The sequence below is a fragment of the Mesorhizobium tianshanense genome (assembly GCF_007830515.1).
Classification (GTDB): Bacteria; Pseudomonadota; Alphaproteobacteria; order Rhizobiales; family Rhizobiaceae; genus Mesorhizobium; species Mesorhizobium tianshanense.
This window is the reverse complement of record NZ_VLKT01000012.1, coordinates 23,105-38,798: the sequence shown is the minus strand read 5'-3', so window position 1 is coordinate 38,798 and position 15,694 is coordinate 23,105. Positions and strand designations below refer to the sequence as shown.

Sequence of the window (15,694 nt, the reverse complement as noted above, 5' to 3'; positions counted from 1 at the left end):
GCAAGCGTCAAGGTTCCTCCACCCTTTGTCCGGAAGACATGCTTGCCGAGGCACGCCTTCGCGCTGCCGGCTTCAATGCCAGGATCGAGCGGTCGCAACTTATTTTGATGCAGATCATTTCTCCGGTGCGATGCCGCTTCTATCTATCGGCGGGCGAACGCATTCTGGAGACGCTTCCATGAACGACGAGGCTCACAAGGCAACGCCAGAAATCGGTCTTGACCAGGTCGATCTCATGAACCGCTATTGGCGCGCCACGAACTACGTTTCGGTTGGTCAGATCTACCTGCTCGACAATCCGCTCCTGCGCGAGCCCCTGAAAGCCGAGCACGTCAAGCCGCGGCTGCTCGGCCATTGGGGCACGACACCTGGCCTCAATTTCATCTACGTCCACCTGAATCGCGTCATCCGTGAGCGCAGTCTCGACGTTCTGTTTATCTGCGGCCCAGGTCATGGCGGCCCGGCGATGGTCGCGAACACGTGGCTCGAGGGCACCTACAGCGAGATTTATCCCGCAATCGGCCAGGGCGAGGACGGCCTGAGAAAACTCTTCCGGCAATTCTCCTTCCCGGGCGGAGTGCCCAGCCATGTGGCGCCCGAAACGCCCGGCTCGATCCATGAGGGCGGAGAACTGGGATATGCGCTGGTCCATGCTTTCGGCGCGGCGTTCGACAATCCCGATCTGGTGGTCGCTTGCGTCGTCGGCGACGGTGAAGCCGAGACCGGTCCGCTCGCGGCGGCATGGCACTCCAACAAGTTCCTGAACCCTGCATCCGACGGCGCCGTCCTGCCGATCCTGCATCTCAACGGCTACAAGATCGCCAACCCGACGATCCTCGCTCGCATGGATGACGTGGAATTGCGAAGCCTGTTCGCCGGCTATGGCTACGAACTATTCTTCGTCGAAGGTCACGAGCCAATTCCCATGCATCGGATGATGGCCAGGAAGCTGGATACCGTGCTCGACAGAATCCGCGCAATCCAGCAGCACGCCCGGGCTCCGGGCTGGCAGGGAGAGCGTCCGCTGTGGCCGATGATCGTGCTGCGCAGCCCGAAGGGTTGGACCGGACCGAAGGAGGTCGACGGAAAGAAGGTCGAGGATTTCTGGCGCTCGCATCAAGTGCCGGTGTCGAACGCTCGTGGCAACGAGGCGCACCGCAAGATCCTCGAAGACTGGATGCGGAGCTACGAGCCGGAAAAGCTGTTCGACAACAACGGGCGCCTGCTTCCAGAGCTGGCGGCGCTCGCGCCAACAGGGCTCAAGCGCATGGGCGCAACCCCATATGCCAATGGCGGACTACTGAAGCGCGACCTCGTGCTTCCCGATTGGAAAGGATTGGCGCTCGATGTGCCGCGCCCGGGAAGTGCAAAAGCCGAGGCGACGCGGGTTCTCGGAGGCTATCTCCGCGACGTGATGCGCCTGAATGCGGAGGCCAGGAATTTCCGGCTGATGGGGCCGGATGAGACATCCTCCAACCGCCTTGACGACGTGTTCGAGGTTACGAACCGGGTCTGGATGCAGCGGATCGAGCCCTATGACGTCCAGCTTTCCCGCGACGGCCGCGTCATGGAGGTGCTCAGCGAACATCTCTGCCAGGGTTGGCTGGAGGGCTATCTGCTGACCGGCCGCCATGGCCTGTTCTCATGTTACGAGGCGTTCATCCACATCGTCGATTCCATGGTCAACCAGCATGCGAAATGGCTGAAGACGTCCAGGGAGTGCGACTGGCGCAAGCCGGTGGCTTCACTCAATTACCTGCTGACCTCCCATGTCTGGCGGCAGGATCACAACGGCTTCAGCCACCAGGATCCCGGTTTTGCCGATTTCGTCGCCAACAAGAAGGCCGACACGGTCAGGCTCTATTTCCCGCCGGATGCCAACACGCTGCTCTGGATCGCCGACCACTGCCTGAGAACCTACAACCGCATCAACGTGATCACCGCCGGCAAGCAGCCGGCACCGCAATGGCTGTCTGCTGAAGAGGCGGAAACGCACTGCAGAGCGGGGGCGGGGATCTGGGAATGGGCCGGGACTGGGAAGGGCGAGGATCCCGATGTGGTCATGGCCTGCGCCGGCGACGTGCCGACACTTGAGACGCTCGCTGCCACGGACATTCTGCGTTCGGCGCTTCCGGACCTGAAGGTTCGCGTCGTCAACGTGGTCGACCTGATGACGCTGCAGTCGAATTCAGAGCATCCGCATGGCCTCGCCGACGAGGATTTCGATGCGCTGTTCACGAAAACCAAGCCGGTCATCTTCGCCTATCACGGCTATCCCTATCTCATCCACCGCCTGACCTACCGACGCGCCAACCATGACAACATGCATGTGCACGGCTTTCGCGAGGAAGGCACCACGACGACGCCGTTCGACATGGCCGTGCTCAATGAACTCGACCGCTACCACCTTGCGCTCGCCGCGGTCGAACGCGTGCCAGGTCTCGCCGAACGAGCGAAAAATCTTGCCGCCGAACTTCACGGGAAGCTTGCGGAACACACGGCTTATGTCCGCGAGCATGGCGAAGACATGCCCGAGATTCAGAAGTGGAACTGGCCCCAGAACAGCGCGACGAAGGCCGGCGATTGATGCGACACGCAATTCTTGCGCTGAACGCCGGCTCCTCCAGCATCAAGTTCGGACTTTACGACCTTGAAACGTCCTCGGAACTGCAACTCGTGTCGCGTGGTGCGCTGGATCTGGGCGATGCGCCGAGGCTCAGTGCGAAAGCGGCCGACGGCACAGTGCAGTGCGATCGGCCGCTTGCTGGAGACAATGCGGGCATCGGCGCGTTGCTCCACTGGATCGAGAGCGAACTTGGCAGCAGGAAACTGGTGTCCGCTGGCCACCGCATCGTGCATGGCGGGCGCGAGTTCGTCGAACCCGTCCGTCTGACGCCTGCCGTGATCGAGGCTATAGACAGGCTAACGCCGCTTGCTCCACTGCACCAGCCTCGCAGTCTCGCGCCGATCCGGGAACTCGCAGCGCTGCGCCGCGATTTGCCGCAGGTCGGATGCTTCGACACAGCCTTCCATCAGACGATCGATCCGATGGTGAGCCGCTTCGCGCTGCCGCGCAAATATGATGCGGAAGGGATCCGCCGCTACGGGTTTCATGGTCTTTCCTACGAGTACATAGCCGGGCGGCTCAACGAGATATCGCCCGCTCTCGCGGCGAAGCTGACGATCGTCGCCCATCTCGGCAACGGAGCGAGCCTGTGCGCCATGCGTGACGGAAGAAGCGTCGATACGACGATGGGCTTTTCCGCTCTCGATGGCCTGGTCATGGGAACGCGTTGCGGCGCCATCGATCCGGGCGTGCTTTTGTACTTCCTCCTGGAAAGAGGCATCACGGGGGAGGCTCTGCAGCACATGCTCTATGAGAAATCCGGGTTGCTCGGAATATCCGGCATCTCGGGCGACATGCGCATGCTGGAGGCGAGCGACGACCCCCGCGCCCGCGAAGCGGTAGACTTTTTTGCTTTCCGGGCCGCAAGGGAGGTCGCCGCGCTCGCCAACACGTTGGGCGGTCTCGAATGCCTCGTGTTCACTGCCGGCATTGGCGAGCACTCGGCGTTGGTCCGCAAGGCAATATGCGAAAGACTTCGTTGGCTTGGCGTGGCGATCGACGAGCCAGCCAACGCCTCCCATGCCGGGATCATCAGCCGACCCGACAGCAAGGTCGAAATACGCGTCGTAGCGACCGACGAGGAGAGCGTCATTGCTCGCCAGGCGCGCATGCAGGGGAATGCCTGATAACGCAATCGACGTCTCGGTTTTCTATCGCATCGGCCCGAAAATCGGAATCGATTTTCGGAAAGCGCGATGCGCGGATTCAAAAGTGTTAGAGCGTACTTTGTGCGTCCAAGTGGACGCACGTCGCTCTAAAGCAAGGAACCCTGTGCGTCCGCGACCGTTTCCCTGTTTGACATCAAAGGGAGAAAGCCAATGGCCGAGACCACCAGCATGGCAGGCGCCTCGAAGGCGGCAAATGAAGCCCAGGAGGCGATGAAGAAGCAGATTGCCGAGCTTCGCCGCGAAATCACCAAGATAAATCGCACCCTCTCCGACCAGGCCGAGGAGGCACAGGGCTGGTACGACAGCGCCGCCGACAGGGCCTCGCGTGCAGCCCAGCAATTGCGTAGCCAGGCGCACACCGTATCTGAAACGGTTCAGCAGAACCCAGGCACGATCTCTTCGGCGATGGTGCTTGGCGGCATGCTCGGTGTTCTTCTCGGCATCGTGATTGCAAGGAGTTCCGAGCCTGAGCGGCGGTGGTTCTAGGGGTAGGTCACCATCCTTGCAGTGCCCGAGTCTATCGGCAATCAAAGCATGTTTCTTGCGCTGTCAGCTTCCGTCACGATGACCGTCGCCAACCCGGCCCGCGCCACAGCCAGAAGAATGGCACGTTTGTGGCCTCCGCCTGATGAAACGATGCGGCAGGGAATATTGCGGTAATCGTCGAGCTCCGGCGACAGCACCTGGCCGGTGGCCGGGCATCTGCATGTCCATGATTCCTTCGGCCGCCCGCCGCCTCGAACGCGCGAAACGCCTGATGGCACTGAACGGCACGCGCAGTTAATGGCTGCCGAATGACAGGTGTGGATGCCACACTGGATCGAACGAGCCGCCATGGATTCCAAGTTTCATCTCAGTCCCAGTCCAGATAGCAGACGCGGAAATCTTCCACTTTGACCGAAGCATTGCGGTCCAAAATCTGCAGCAGCGGTTTCCCACCATAAAAAGAGGCCCACTGCGGAAAGGTGCTCCTGGTGCCGATGATGTAGTCGCAGTGGGAAAGCGCGAAAAGATCGCTCACGGGAGATTTGGTGCCGAACCCGACCGTCAGGCCTGGAAATTCCCCGGCGTTGCGCCGTTCGTCGCTGCAGACCAGAAAAGATACCCGGCGGCCGGGAAATTGCGTCGCGAGGTCGCGCATCCATGCGGCGTAACGTTCAACTGGATAAAAATATTGGCCGCCCTTCCAGCCGCGATAATCGCCGTGACGAACGTGGACGCCAATGACGATGTCGGCATTGCGCCGTAATGGCTCAACGACTTCGCGGCTCGCTCTTTCAAACGTCTCCAACGGCTGGAAATAGGCGCGGATCTTGTCGCCATGCTTGTGCACCAGATGCGGCGCGCGAAACCGCCAGCCATACACGAAAACGATTTCAGCCGGGCGGATCTTCTCCTGAACGTCCGGGCCGTCCAGATAGGTGATGAATTGACCTTTGGTTTCACGCAGCGTGACAAACTTCCGGCCAAAAACCGGAAAGCGATCGATCAGCACGCTGGTGTAGCGGGTGATATGATAGAAAATGCGCGTCTTGCGGATGATCGCGCCGACGCCGGGAATCCGGTCCAGCCAGCTTTTCCGCTGTGGTACCGGATACGCGCAGTGGATGTTCGCGCGCGTGGCTTCAAACAGATCGGCGTAGCTGTGAAAGGTGTAATTGATGACGCGATCCCCTTGCTCCTCCGCCAGCGCGATGAAATTCGCGAAGATGATCAGACGATTTGCCAGGCGTCCGCAACGGCACCCGATGGAGAAGAGCTTTTGATTCTTTGGCGGCGTCATCGGGAAAAATTATCTACGGTGTCTGGTTTCAAAACAAATCTCCTTTGGCACCCGCTCCCCGCTGTGGGGACTAAAGCATGACCATTCGCGCTTGCCAGCGCCCGTCTACTACCGAGCGGCGGATGAGGTCCAGTATCAGGCTGCGGACCGCTTCCAGCGCATAGGTCGCCGGGCGATCGGCCATCTCGCAGACATAGAGCGTCCGTGACAATTCCGGCTCGACGATCGGACGATAATGCAGCAGGCCGCTCTCGATATGCTCGTACATGAACAGCTTGGTGCCGATGGCGCAGCCGAGGCCGGCGGCTAGCGAGGCGCCGATGGCATGAACCGAGTTCATCTGCAGCTTGGCGCGGCCTTCGAGGATCATGCGCAAAATTAAAGCCCTACAGCGTCCTTTGCGCGTCCAAATGGCAGCGCGGTGCTGTAGTTGCAAGCTTGGGAGTCGCGCCGGAGGGCGCCTTGGCGGATGCCGCCATAAGACCGTCGGTCCCCGCACGGCAGCGACATATCGATCGGCCCCTCACGGCCATGTCAGTTGCCCGTCTGCTGAAACGCGCTTCATGCGCTCAAAAACAGAACTCGCGTCTACGGGGGATCGAAACTGCGCCGGGCGGCCGTTGCGGCATTCCCAGGTGCTTTGGAAACGCGCCGAGCGAAGTGCTAAATTCAAAATCAGCCACTACCAATTTCGTACAGCTCTTGTTTCACTGACCATCTTGCCGACAGTGTTGGTGCTTGCCCGGCGGCACATCGTTGCCGCGTCAGGAGCGGTCGGGGGATGGTCTTCGTTGGGACGGAGAGAAGAAGGAATGGAGCGGGTCGGAATTGGCATCGTCGGGTGCGGCAACATCAGCACGGCCTATCTCAAGGCGGCGTCGGTGTTCGAGATCCTGGATGTGCGGGCGGTTGCCGATCTCAATGCGGAGGCGGCCGCGGCTCGCGGCGCCGAGTTCGGCGTGGCGTCGAAGAGCGTCCAGGACCTGCTCGCGGATCCCGCGATCGAGATCGTCGTCAACCTGACCATACCGAAGGCGCATGTGGAGGTCGGCCTCCAGGCGATCGCGGCGGGCAAGAACGTGCATTCGGAAAAACCCCTCGGCATCAGCACCGGCGAAGCGCGGCAGCTGGTCGATGCCGCGCGGGCACGCGGCCTCAGGCTCGGCGCGGCGCCGGATACTTTTCTTGGCGGCGCCCACCAGACGGCGCGCAAGCTTGTCGACGAGGGCGCTATCGGCACGCCTCTTGCGGGCACGGCCTTCTTCATGTGTCCCGGCCATGAAAGATGGCATCCAAATCCGGGCTTCTACTATCTCGCCGGCGGCGGCCCGATGCTCGACATGGGGCCATACTACATCACCGACCTGGTGAACCTGCTTGGTCCCGTGGCCAGGGTTGCCGGGATGGCGTCGCGGATGCGGTCCGAGCGGGTGATCACCAGCGAACCGCTTGCCGGCACGCGCGTGCCGGTGGAGGTCGCGACCCATGTCGCGGGCACCCTGGAATTCGTCTCGGGCGCGATCGTGACGGTCGTCATGAGTTTCGACGTCGCCGGACACCGCCACCGCCCGATCGAGCTGTATGGCACCGAGGGCGCTCTTTGCGTGCCCGATCCCAACCATTTCGGCGGCACGATCGAGATGGCAACGGCGGACAAGGACTGGCATGGCGTGCCGACGCAGCACATCTATGCCGACGGCAACTATCGGATCATCGGTGTCGCGGACATGGCGAGAGCCATCCGGTCCGGCCGCGCTCATCGCGCGAATGGCGAGCTGGCTTTCCATGTGCTGGAAGTCATGGAAGCGTTCCAGCGCTCCGCCGACAGCGGCACGCACATTGTTATCGGCAGCCGCCCGGATCGGCCGGCCGCACTGCCGACGGACGTTCGGTTTGGCGACCTGGATTGAAACCACCAACTGACGGAGAAGACTATGCGGCAAGCACTGATCGTGTGGGGCGGCTGGGACGGACACGAGCCGGAGGAAGGTGCGCGCGTCGTCAAGGCGATGCTCGAAGAGGAAGGCTTCGGCGTGCGCGTCGAAACCACGACCGCCATATTCGCCGACCCCGCGATCGCCGATTTGAGCCTGATCGTCCCGATCTACACGATGGCCAAGCTTGCGAAGGACGAGGAGCTCAACCTGACGAAGGCGGTCGAGGGCGGTGTCGGCCTTGGCGGCTATCACGGCGGCATGTGCGATGCGTTTCGCGAGGCCACGGAATACCAGTTCATGTGCGGCGGTCAGTGGGTGGCCCACCCCGGCAACATCATCGACTACCGGGTCGACATCACCAGGCGCGACGATCCCATCATGAAAGGCATCGATGATTTCTCGTACCGCTCCGAGCAGTATTACATGCATGTGGATCCCTCGAACGAGGTGCTGGCGACCACCACCTTCTCGGGCGAGCACGCGTCCTGGATCGAACGCGTGGTCATGCCGGTCGTCTGGAAGCGCCGGCACGGCAAGGGAAGGGTGTTCTATTCGGCGCTCGGACATGTCGCCAAGGAATTCGCGGTGCCGCAGATGCGAACGATATTCCGTCGCGGCCTGGCATGGGCGGCGCGTTGAGGCGCCGACGAGCGGCTATGTCGGGAATTGGTGGCTATGCCACGAATCCTGCCACGCCCGTCAGATCTGCATTAGAGCTTTGTGAAGGGTGGCGCCGAAACCTGAAACAAAAAAACCCGCCTCGGCAACGGGTCCCCCACGGACGGATCATTGGCGCAAATCAGCACTATGAATAAATTCCTAGCATAACTGACGTCACCTGTCAACCGATTCGTGCGCTCGCGATCGCGAGCTCACGTTTCTTGCCGGAGCAAATGCCGAACCCAGCGTCGCATCATCCAGCGATGCGGCGCAGGACCAGGGCAGCGACAGTGGCACCCGCTGCCAGAAGCGGTAGCCAGGCTTGCGGATCGCCCATCGTATGCAGCGTCAGGCCGCTGAGCAGCAGCCACAGCAGCGGGATCGGAAACAGCAGCGGCGTAAGGCCGCCGTGCGCTGCAAGCAGCATGCCGAGCGTCGTGATCGCCGTCGGGTCCGGCGCGATGCCGAAGACCTCGGCGCTCGCCCATGGCCGCCCGAAGAGCGGCGCGACGAGGGGATAGGCGACGAGACCGATGGCCATGATCAGCAGCCCGAGCCGTCCCGCCATGTCCTGCCGGTCGAAGGCGAGGCCGCCGCGTGCCGCAGCGCCGATCGCCAGCAGCAGAGCCTGCAGACCGAAGGCCGGCGCGACATAGGCGATCGCCCAGTTGATCGCGGCATAGCGGCTCCACAGGAAGGACCAGCCGACAAAGGCAAAGAGCGCGGCGAGGATGAGCGCAACCCAGAGACCATGGCGACGCGGCCGCCGCAGCACGAGCAGGACTATGGCAAGGCCGGCGGCGAGCGTCAGGAGATGCAGCGGCCAGAACGCGGCATTGTGCAACTCGAACATGCGCCAGTAGACGCGCGGCGAGAAGAGCAGGAAATCCTCCAGCCGGTAAGTCCACCATTCCGACATCTAAGCAGGTTCCGCAAAAGTGTCCCACGGTTTTGCGGCAAGAACCTGCAACAAACAACAGAATCTAAGCAGGCATTCGTGGGCCAGCCGAGAATGCCTGCCTAGAGATCCCGGACGTAAGCCGCCATCCGCTCGCGCAGGGCCGCATCGGGGAGGGGACCGGTCGCTGCCATCAGGTTCTCGCGCACATGGTCGACGCGGGTCGTGGCGGGGATGGCGACGGTGACGGCAGGGTGCGAAAGGATGAACTTCAAAATGAACTGCGCCCACGTTCCGGCACCGATTTCGGCCGCCCAGTCCGGCAGTGTCTCGCCTTCGAGCCGCCGCGTCAGCGCGCTTTGTCGAAACGGCCGGTTGACGATGACGGCCATGCCGCGCTCGGCCGCCAGCGGCAGGAGCCGTTCCTCCGCCTCGCGGTCGACGACGTTGTAGGTGAGCTGCACGAAGTCGAGCGGATGCGCACGCATGATCTGTTCGAACAGGTCGTGCTGCCGTCCTTCGGACGTCGTGATGCCGACATAGCGGATGCGCCCATCCGCCTTCATGGCGAACAAGGTTTCGAGATGCGTCTCCCAGCCGACGAGATTATGGACCTGCACGAGGTCGAAGCGCGGCACACCCCAGAAGCGGCGCGACTGCTCGATCTGCTCGGGTCCGTCGGAGGAGGTCCAGACCTTCTCGGCGGAAAACAGCGCTTCAGGCCTGCCGAGCCTCTCGAGGCCATAGCCGATCACCGGCTGCGAGGAGCCGTACATGGGCGAGGAATCGATCATGCGGCCGCCTGCCTCGAAGAAGGCGGCGATCACGTCGGCGCATTCGTCGCGCAGCACCGGGTCGTCGCCGACATTGAAGGTGATCCAGGTGCCCAGCCCCACGGCGGGGAGCCTCTCTCCCGAGGAGGGCACTGCCCGCATCGCCGGCGCAGGCGGCGCACCGGGCGCGGCTTCCGGCAACACGAAAGCCGCTGCGGAAGCAGCGGCGGCCTTCACGAACGTCCTGCGGGTGATGATCATCGTGCGCCATCCCTGTGTTCCCGACGCCTTGTACCCGGTCACAAGAATAGTTCCGGGCGACCGGACATCACAAAGGCCGATTGGGCGAGCCGGCGGTCGGTCTCTTAGCGACTGTTGGGAATATAGAACGTCTGCCTGAAATAGGAACGGAACGCCTCCATGGCCGAGGTGAACTGGGCATTGCGTCGCCAGGCCAGACCGACGTCCATTGCCGGGATCGGATCGCTGGGGACCAGCGTTTCGATCCGCTTGCCTTCCAGCGACCATGGCCGCAGGACCATGTCCGAGAGAATTGCGACGCCCTGCCCGTTGGCAACCATCGAACGCACCGCTTCGACGGACGATGTGCGCAGCGTGACGGACGGCTGATAGGGCGTCTTGCTCCAGTATTTGAGCGAGGTGTGCGCCGCCTCGTCGACGGTCAGCATGATGTAGGGCTCTTGCGATATCTCCTTCAGGCCGACGGATTCCTTCTGCAGGAGATGATGCTTGGAAGCGACCCAGAGCCGGCGCCGTGAGCCCAGCAGCGTTTCGGTCGAGAGGTCCGGATTGAGCACGTTCGAGGTGAGCAGGACGGCGATGTCATAGCGGTTGGACAGAAGACCCTCCTCGATCGCCTCGCGGTTGAGCTCGAAAAGCTGGATGTCGAGCTTCGGAAAGTTGCGCTTCAGCTTCTCCAGATGGTTGGGCAGGAAATAGCCGATCACCGTGTAGGTCGCGGCGACGGTGAGGCTGCCTTCGAGATCGTTGGCCGGCACGTTGAGGCTGGTCGCTTCCTGCACCTTGTTGAGGATGTCGTAGGCGTGGAACAGGAACTGGCGCCCCGCCGCGGTCAGTTCCATACCATGGGGAGAGCGGACGAACAGGTCGGCGCCGATCACGCGCTCCAGCTCCTTGATCGCCGTCGTGATCGCCGACTGCGAAATGGCAAGGTCGACCGCCGCCTGCGAAATCTGGCCCTGTTCGGCGGTGGAGACGAAATAGCGGATTTGACGCAGGCTGATCGACATCGGGCGGAGCCTTCTGTTTCTCTGATGTTACCAGCCCTTATTTTCTGAAAATACGATACACGCAACTTGTTTGTGCAGCCGTTGCTTTTTTTGACCGCACAGCGTGCCCCCGCTTCTGGCGGTATTCGGCGCTTTCCCTTTCAGCGGCATCCAAAACAGGTATCTGAAAATCAGAATGTCAAATTCTGAGAATAGAATTTTTCAATGCTGTGTTCCCGCGTTAACGTTCGGAAAAACAAGAAGACGGGAACCGCGCTGTCGATCAGCGCCTGGATTGCAAAGGGAGCAACGTGCCGGTCACGATTGTCGACATCAATTGCGATATGGGTGAGGCGTTCGGCCAATGGTGGCTGAGCGACACCGACGATGCCAGGCTGATGGAGCTGATCAGCTCCGCCAACATCGCCGCCGGTTTCCATGCCGGCGATCCCAATCTGATGGATGCCACGGTACGGCTTGCGACCCAGCACGGCGTCGGCATCGGGGTGCATCCGGGCTACCGGGACCTGCAGGGCTTCGGCCGCCGCAAGATCAACGGCAATGACGACGAGATCATCAACGACATCGTCTACCAGATCGGCGCGCTGCGCGAATTCGCGCGCCGTCACGGTGCCAACCTGCAGCACGTCAAGCCGCACGGCGCGCTCTACATGGAACTCGCCGCCAACGAGGCACTGTCGCGATCCTTCGTCAAGCTGATGCGCACCGTGGCGCCCAACGCGTTCGTCTTCTGCATGGGGATGTCGGAGACCTACCGGATCGCCACCGAGGCCGGCCAACCGGTGATCAGGGAGTTCTACGCCGACCGGGACTACGACCGCTCCGGCTCGATCGTGTTCACGCGCCATGTCGGCAAGCTCGATCCGGCCGGTATAGCGGACAAGGTCGTGCGCGCCTGTCTCGAGGGCAAGGTCCGCACCGTCGACGGCGCCGATATCGACATCGATTTCGAGTCGATCTGCTTCCATTCCGATACGCCGGGCTGCCTGGAAATCGCCGGCGCCATGCGTTCCGCCCTGGTCGCGAACGGAATCCGGATCGCGCCGGTGTCGGAAGTGCCCACACAACAGGCCCAAGCCGCGAGGGGATCAAAATGAGCAAAGCCGAAATCAAGTCGCCGCTGCCGGGCATGTTCTACCGCAGGCCGTCGCCCGACAGCGCGCCGTTCAAGAACGATGGCGACGCCGTGTCCGCGGCCGACGTGATCGGTATCGTCGAGGTGATGAAGTCGTTCCATGAAGTGACTGCCGGCGTCGACGGCAAGGCGATCCGCTTTCTTGTCGACGACGCCGACGCGGTGATGGCCGGCCAGGCGCTTGCCGAGGTCGAGGCATGACCATCCATTCCGTCCTGATAGCCAATCGGGGCGAGATCGCGGTGCGGATCATCCGCGCGGCGAAAGCCCTGGGGCTGCGAACCGTGCAGGTGCACAGCCAGGCCGATGCCGGCTCGCTGGCGGTGAAGCTCGCCGACGAGGCGATCGACATCGGGCCGGCCGCGGCGAAGAAATCCTATCTCGACATCGAGGCGGTGCTCGCGGCGGCTAAGGCGGCGAAGGTCGATGCCGTTCATCCCGGCTATGGCTTCCTGTCGGAGAATGCCGACTTCGCCGAAGCGGTGGCTGCAGCGGGAATGAAGTTTGTCGGGCCTGATGCTGCGGCGATCCGGCTGCTCGGCGACAAGGTCGCGGCGCGCCAGGTCGCGGCCAGGGCCGGCGTGCCGACGGTGCCGGGCAGCGACGGGCGCGTGTCCGACCTCGCCCAGGCGGCGGCGATCGTCTCGCGCATCGGCTTTCCCGTGATGATCAAGGCGGCGGCCGGCGGCGGCGGCAGGGGCATCCGCATCGCCCACAGCCTCGAGGAATTCGAGCGTCATTTCCCGCAGGCTTCGGCGGAGGCCGCGGCGGCTTTCGGCGATGGCGGCCTCTACATCGAGAAGGTGATCGAGAAGGCGCGTCATATCGAGGTGCAGATCCTCGGCGACGGCACGAATTTCGTTCATTGCTACGAGCGCGAATGCTCGCTGCAACGGCGCCGGCAGAAGGTCTGGGAGGAAGCCCCGGCCGTCGGATTGCCGGCCGATGTGCGCAAGCGCCTGTGCGACAGCGCCGTCGCCCTGGCGCGCTCGGTCGGCTACAGTGGTGCGGGAACGGTCGAATATCTCTACGACGACGCCAGCCGCGATTTCTATTTCATCGAGGTCAACACCCGCATCCAGGTCGAGCATCCGGTGACGGAGATGATCACCGGGCTCGATCTCGTGCAGGAGATGCTGCGCATCGCCGGCGGCCAGCCCTTGTCGGTCGGGCAGGACGACATCGCCATTGCCGGCCACGCCATCGAATGCCGGATCAACGCCGAAGATCCGCACAGGGGTTTCATGCCCGGTCCGGGCACGGTGGAGACGCTTGCCGTGCCGGAAGGCGAGGGCATCCGTTTCGACACCATGCTCTTTGCCGGCTACGCGGTGCCGCCCTTCTACGATTCCCTACTGGGAAAGCTGATCGTGCACGGCGCCGATCGCGCCGCCTGCCTGGCGAAGCTGCGCGCAGCACTGGCCGGCCTCGGCATATCAGGCATTCCGACGACCGTGCCGCTGCACAAGGCGCTTGCCGCCGATGCCGACGTGGCGGCCGGGCGCTTCCACACGCGTTTTCTCGAGAACTGGCTGGAAACGAAATTCGCCGCTCCGCCAAGCGGCACGAGAGAGGTGGCCTGATGCAAAACCGCTATTCATTCGGAGGCGACGAGCATCTCTTCGTCGAGTGCGACGAGAGCATGTCGCTGGAGGCGTTTTTCAAGAGCCTGTCGATGACCAACGCCGTGCGCGACAGCCAGATCAAGGGGGTGACCGAGATCTGCCCGGCAAACGCCTCGTTCCAGATCAAGTTCAATCCCGATATCATCCGGCCCGACGACATGCTGCGCGAAGTGCAGGCCATTGAAAGCGCGGCCAGCAAAACCGACCCGGTGATCGCCACGAGGATCATCGAAATCCCGGTGTTCTACCAGGATCCCTGGACGCACGAGACGCTGATGCGGTTTCGCGAACGGCACCAGGATCCGAAGGCCACCGATCTCGAATACGCTGCCCGGATCAACAACTATTCGACGGTCGACGACTTCATCGCCGCCCATGCCGGATCGCCATGGTTCGTGTCGATGGTCGGCTTCGTCGCCGGGCTGCCCTTCATGTACCAGATGGTCGACCGGCCGCGGCAGATCCAGGTGCCGAAATATCTCCGGCCCCGCACCGATACGCCCAAGCTCACCATCGGTTATGGCGGCTGCTTTTCCTGCATCTATTCGGTGCGCGGCGCCGGCGGCTACCAGATGTTCGGCATCACGCCGATGCCGATCTTCGATCCTGAGCAGAAGACCAGCTACCTCCGCGACTTCATGGTGTTCTTCCGTCCCGGCGACATCGTCAAGTTCAAGCCGATCGGGCGCGAGGAATACGACCATACGGTCGAGGACGTCGCCGCCGGCCGGTTCGCCCCGGCAATCAGCGACGTCACGTTCGACCTGCGCGAATTCCAGAAGGACATCGACGGCTACAACGCCAGGCTGGAGGGCATGATCAATGGCCGTTAAGGTACTCAATCCGGGGCTTTCGACCACGGTTCAGGATCTCGGCCGTCCGGGCTATTTTCATCTCGGCATCCCGATCGGCGGCGCCATGGACCGGCTGGCGCTACGCGCCGCCAATCTGCTCGTCGGCAATGACGAGGGTGCGGCCGGCCTCGAGGCGGTGTTCATCGGGCCGCATCTCGAATTCACCCGCGACGCGCTGGTCGCGGTGACCGGCGCCGACATGCCGATCAAGCTCGACGGCGAGGAACAGCCGTCCTGGACCGCGCTGAAGGTCAGGGCAGGCCAGGTGCTGAGCTTCGGTTTCCTCAAGACCGGCGCGCGCATCTACATCGCGATCGCCGGCGGCATCGACGTGCCGATCGCGCTCGGCAGCCGCTCGACCTATCCGATCGGCGCGCTGGGCGGCTTCAAGGGCCGCGCCGTCGCCAAGGACGACGAGCTGCCCGTCGGGAATGCCGCTGGCGGCGAGGAAGGACGAAGCATTCCGGAACCACTGCGCCGGCGGCCGGGAATGCCGGCCGAACTGCGCGTCTTGCCAGGCCTCTATTGGCACCGCGTTACCGAGGAATCGCACCGGAACTTCTTCGACGACCAGTGGAAGGTGGCGCCAGAGGCCGACCGCATGGGCTACCGCTTCCGCGGCGGCCGGCCCTTGCAATTCGTCGAGCGCGACCAGCCCTTCGGCGCCGGATCGGATCCATCGAACATCGTCGACAGCTGCTATCCCTACGGCTCGATCCAGGTGCCGGGCGGCACCGAGCCGATCATCCTGCACCGCGATGCGGTCTCAGGCGGCGGCTACTTCATGATCGGCACGGTGGTTTCGGCCGACATGGACCTGATCGGCCAGCTGCAGCCGAACACACCGACATCTTTCGTCAAGGTCGACATGGACGGCGCGCTGAAAGCCCGCGCCGACCGGGCAGCATTGCTCGACAGGATCAGGAGCGTTTTCGACTGAGGTTGGGCAACTGGCATTTTGGG

Annotated in this window: 16 protein-coding genes; 11 read left to right on the top strand and 5 right to left on the bottom strand. The window is 62.8% G+C overall.

Annotation, left to right across the window (positions count from 1 at the left end; all coding sequences use genetic code 11):
- The first annotated feature begins 38 nt into the window (after positions 1–38).
- The 4 genes from IQ26_RS39125 (at position 39) to IQ26_RS11560 (ending at position 4,281) form a co-directional block, all read left to right on the top strand.
- Positions 39–182 (top strand): hypothetical protein, encoded by a 144-nt coding sequence (locus tag IQ26_RS39125; RefSeq protein WP_156090933.1) that lies wholly within the window; start codon positions 39–41, stop codon positions 180–182.
- Complete coding sequence (locus IQ26_RS11570) at positions 179–2,587, top strand: phosphoketolase family protein (protein WP_145716959.1); 2,409 nt, start codon at positions 179–181, stop codon at positions 2,585–2,587. Before IQ26_RS39125 ends, IQ26_RS11570 begins: the two co-directional genes overlap by 4 nt.
- Complete coding sequence (locus IQ26_RS11565) at positions 2,587–3,753, top strand: acetate/propionate family kinase (RefSeq protein WP_162457936.1); 1,167 nt, start codon at positions 2,587–2,589, stop codon at positions 3,751–3,753. Before IQ26_RS11570 ends, IQ26_RS11565 begins: the two co-directional genes overlap by 1 nt.
- Before the next feature lie 192 nt (positions 3,754–3,945).
- Positions 3,946–4,281, top strand: coding sequence for a hypothetical protein (locus IQ26_RS11560; RefSeq protein ID WP_240547074.1), 336 nt, complete (start codon positions 3,946–3,948; stop codon positions 4,279–4,281).
- A 367-nt stretch (positions 4,282–4,648) separates the two neighbouring features.
- Here IQ26_RS11560 and IQ26_RS11550 read toward each other — a convergent pair whose 3' ends face one another.
- Positions 4,649–5,578 carry an alpha-1,2-fucosyltransferase gene (locus tag IQ26_RS11550; protein ID WP_145716954.1) on the bottom strand — a complete coding sequence of 310 codons (930 nt, stop codon included), beginning with the start codon at positions 5,576–5,578 and terminating at the stop codon, positions 4,649–4,651.
- Positions 5,579–5,648: 70 nt separating this feature from the next.
- The gene (locus tag IQ26_RS11545; RefSeq protein WP_276316416.1) at positions 5,649–6,077 is read right to left on the bottom strand and encodes a LysR substrate-binding domain-containing protein; all 429 of its coding nucleotides are present in this window, start codon (positions 6,075–6,077) and stop codon (positions 5,649–5,651) included.
- 313 nt (positions 6,078–6,390) lie between these two features.
- Between IQ26_RS11545 and IQ26_RS11540 the strand changes: the two genes are divergently transcribed.
- Positions 6,391–7,488, top strand: a complete 1,098-nt coding sequence (locus IQ26_RS11540) for a Gfo/Idh/MocA family protein (RefSeq protein WP_145716952.1) — start codon at positions 6,391–6,393, stop codon at positions 7,486–7,488.
- A 24-nt stretch (positions 7,489–7,512) separates the two neighbouring features.
- The gene (locus tag IQ26_RS11535) at positions 7,513–8,154 is read left to right on the top strand and encodes a ThuA domain-containing protein (protein ID WP_145716950.1); all 642 of its coding nucleotides are present in this window, start codon (positions 7,513–7,515) and stop codon (positions 8,152–8,154) included.
- Between the two features lie 274 nt (positions 8,155–8,428).
- Here the strand turns inward: IQ26_RS11535 and IQ26_RS11530 are convergent, their stop codons facing one another.
- From IQ26_RS11530 to IQ26_RS11520, 3 genes are all read right to left on the bottom strand, one after another.
- Positions 8,429–9,094 carry a DUF6064 family protein gene (locus tag IQ26_RS11530; protein ID WP_145716948.1) on the bottom strand — a complete coding sequence of 222 codons (666 nt, stop codon included), beginning with the start codon at positions 9,092–9,094 and terminating at the stop codon, positions 8,429–8,431.
- Positions 9,095–9,195: 101 nt separating this feature from the next.
- Positions 9,196–10,008: an aldo/keto reductase gene (locus IQ26_RS11525; RefSeq protein ID WP_240547089.1), complete on the bottom strand. Its 813-nt coding sequence runs from the start codon at positions 10,006–10,008 to the stop codon at positions 9,196–9,198.
- Positions 10,009–10,211: 203 nt separating this feature from the next.
- Positions 10,212–11,117: a LysR family transcriptional regulator gene (locus tag IQ26_RS11520; protein WP_145716945.1), complete on the bottom strand. Its 906-nt coding sequence runs from the start codon at positions 11,115–11,117 to the stop codon at positions 10,212–10,214.
- Positions 11,118–11,407: 290 nt separating this feature from the next.
- Between IQ26_RS11520 and IQ26_RS11515 the strand changes: the two genes are divergently transcribed.
- Genes IQ26_RS11515 through IQ26_RS11495 form a run of 5 tightly spaced genes read left to right on the top strand, consistent with a single transcriptional unit; the run spans position 11,408 to position 15,671 of the window.
- Positions 11,408–12,214, top strand: coding sequence for a 5-oxoprolinase subunit PxpA (locus IQ26_RS11515; protein WP_145716942.1), 807 nt, complete (start codon positions 11,408–11,410; stop codon positions 12,212–12,214).
- Complete coding sequence (locus IQ26_RS11510) at positions 12,211–12,453, top strand: acetyl-CoA carboxylase (RefSeq protein ID WP_145716940.1); 243 nt, start codon at positions 12,211–12,213, stop codon at positions 12,451–12,453. Before IQ26_RS11515 ends, IQ26_RS11510 begins: the two co-directional genes overlap by 4 nt.
- The gene (locus IQ26_RS11505; protein ID WP_145716938.1) at positions 12,450–13,835 is read left to right on the top strand and encodes an acetyl-CoA carboxylase biotin carboxylase subunit; all 1,386 of its coding nucleotides are present in this window, start codon (positions 12,450–12,452) and stop codon (positions 13,833–13,835) included. The genes IQ26_RS11510 and IQ26_RS11505 overlap by 4 nt, the downstream gene beginning before the upstream one ends.
- On the top strand, positions 13,835–14,710 hold the full coding sequence (locus IQ26_RS11500) for a 5-oxoprolinase subunit B family protein (RefSeq protein WP_126043345.1): 876 nt from the start codon (positions 13,835–13,837) through the stop codon (positions 14,708–14,710). Before IQ26_RS11505 ends, IQ26_RS11500 begins: the two co-directional genes overlap by 1 nt.
- Complete coding sequence (locus tag IQ26_RS11495) at positions 14,700–15,671, top strand: 5-oxoprolinase subunit C family protein (protein ID WP_145716936.1); 972 nt, start codon at positions 14,700–14,702, stop codon at positions 15,669–15,671. Before IQ26_RS11500 ends, IQ26_RS11495 begins: the two co-directional genes overlap by 11 nt.
- Positions 15,672–15,694 lie beyond the last annotated feature (23 nt).

Bases quoted from the DNA above. Each gene is read 5' to 3' on its own strand.
- IQ26_RS39125 (WP_156090933.1), top strand. From the start codon at position 39: ATGCTTGCCGAGGCACGCCTTCGCGCTGCCGGCTTCAATGCCAGGATC.
- IQ26_RS11570 (WP_145716959.1), top strand. From the start codon at position 179: ATGAACGACGAGGCTCACAAGGCAACGCCAGAAATCGGTCTTGACCAG.
- IQ26_RS11565 (WP_162457936.1), top strand. From the start codon at position 2,587: ATGCGACACGCAATTCTTGCGCTGAACGCCGGCTCCTCCAGCATCAAG.
- IQ26_RS11560 (WP_240547074.1), top strand. From the start codon at position 3,946: ATGGCCGAGACCACCAGCATGGCAGGCGCCTCGAAGGCGGCAAATGAA.
- IQ26_RS11550 (WP_145716954.1), bottom strand. From the start codon at position 5,578: ATGACGCCGCCAAAGAATCAAAAGCTCTTCTCCATCGGGTGCCGTTGC.
- IQ26_RS11540 (WP_145716952.1), top strand. From the start codon at position 6,391: ATGGAGCGGGTCGGAATTGGCATCGTCGGGTGCGGCAACATCAGCACG.
- IQ26_RS11535 (WP_145716950.1), top strand. From the start codon at position 7,513: ATGCGGCAAGCACTGATCGTGTGGGGCGGCTGGGACGGACACGAGCCG.
- IQ26_RS11530 (WP_145716948.1), bottom strand. From the start codon at position 9,094: ATGTCGGAATGGTGGACTTACCGGCTGGAGGATTTCCTGCTCTTCTCG.
- IQ26_RS11525 (WP_240547089.1), bottom strand. From the start codon at position 10,008: ATGCGGGCAGTGCCCTCCTCGGGAGAGAGGCTCCCCGCCGTGGGGCTG.
- IQ26_RS11520 (WP_145716945.1), bottom strand. From the start codon at position 11,117: ATGTCGATCAGCCTGCGTCAAATCCGCTATTTCGTCTCCACCGCCGAA.
- IQ26_RS11510 (WP_145716940.1), top strand. From the start codon at position 12,211: ATGAGCAAAGCCGAAATCAAGTCGCCGCTGCCGGGCATGTTCTACCGC.
- IQ26_RS11505 (WP_145716938.1), top strand. From the start codon at position 12,450: ATGACCATCCATTCCGTCCTGATAGCCAATCGGGGCGAGATCGCGGTG.
- IQ26_RS11500 (WP_126043345.1), top strand. From the start codon at position 13,835: ATGCAAAACCGCTATTCATTCGGAGGCGACGAGCATCTCTTCGTCGAG.
- IQ26_RS11495 (WP_145716936.1), top strand. From the start codon at position 14,700: ATGGCCGTTAAGGTACTCAATCCGGGGCTTTCGACCACGGTTCAGGAT.